1 protein-coding gene is annotated in these 1,026 nt (G+C 66.5%); it reads left to right on the top strand.

The window, feature by feature from the left end:
- Window position 1 precedes the first annotated feature (1 nt).
- On the top strand, window positions 2-1,026 hold a 1,025-nt coding region (tuf, locus tag BUB57_RS16215), incomplete at its 3' end, for an elongation factor Tu (protein WP_073068872.1).

Genomic DNA, 1,026 nt, shown 5'->3' with positions numbered 1-1,026 from the left:
GATGGCAAAGGCAAAATTCGAACGCACGAAACCGCACGTCAACATCGGGACGATCGGTCACGTTGACCACGGCAAGACGACGACGACGGCTGCGATCACGAAATACTTCGGCGATTTCAAGGCCTACGACCAGATCGACGGCGCGCCCGAGGAGAAGGCGCGGGGGATCACCATCTCGACCGCGCATGTGGAATATGAAACCGACGCGCGCCACTACGCCCACGTCGACTGCCCCGGCCACGCCGACTATGTGAAGAACATGATCACCGGCGCGGCGCAGATGGACGGCGCCATCCTGGTGGTGAACGCGGCCGACGGCCCGATGCCGCAGACGCGCGAGCACATCCTGCTGGGCCGCCAGGTCGGCATCCCCTACATGGTCGTCTACCTGAACAAGGTCGACCAGGTGGACGACCCGGAACTGCTGGAGCTGGTCGAGATGGAGGTGCGCGAGCTGCTGTCCTCCTACGACTACCCCGGCGACGACGTTCCGATCGTCAAGGGCTCGGCGCTGGCGGCGCTGGAAGGCCGCGACCCGGAAATCGGCGAGAACTCGATCCGCGAGCTGCTGAAGGCGGTGGACGACTACATCCCGACGCCTGAGCGGGCGGTGGACCTGCCGTTCCTGATGCCGATCGAGGACGTGTTCTCGATCTCGGGGCGCGGCACCGTGGTGACGGGCCGGGTCGAGCGCGGCGCGGTCAACGTCGGCGACGAGCTGGAAATCGTCGGCATCCGCCCGACCAAGAAGACCACCTGCACCGGGGTCGAGATGTTCCGCAAGCTGCTGGACCGCGGCGAGGCCGGCGACAACATCGGCGCGCTGCTGCGCGGCGTCGACCGCGACGGCGTCGAGCGCGGGCAGGTGCTGTGCAAGCCGGGTTCGGTGAAGCCGCACACCAAGTTCGAGGCCGAGGCCTATATCCTGACCAAGGAAGAGGGCGGCCGCCACACCCCGTTCTTCGCCAACTACCGGCCGCAGTTCTACTTCCGCACCACCGACGTGACCGGGACGGTGAAGCTGCC

The sequence above is a fragment of the Paracoccus solventivorans genome (assembly GCF_900142875.1).
Taxonomy (GTDB): domain Bacteria; phylum Pseudomonadota; class Alphaproteobacteria; order Rhodobacterales; family Rhodobacteraceae; genus Paracoccus; species Paracoccus solventivorans.
This window is presented reverse-complemented; position numbering and strand designations above follow the sequence as displayed.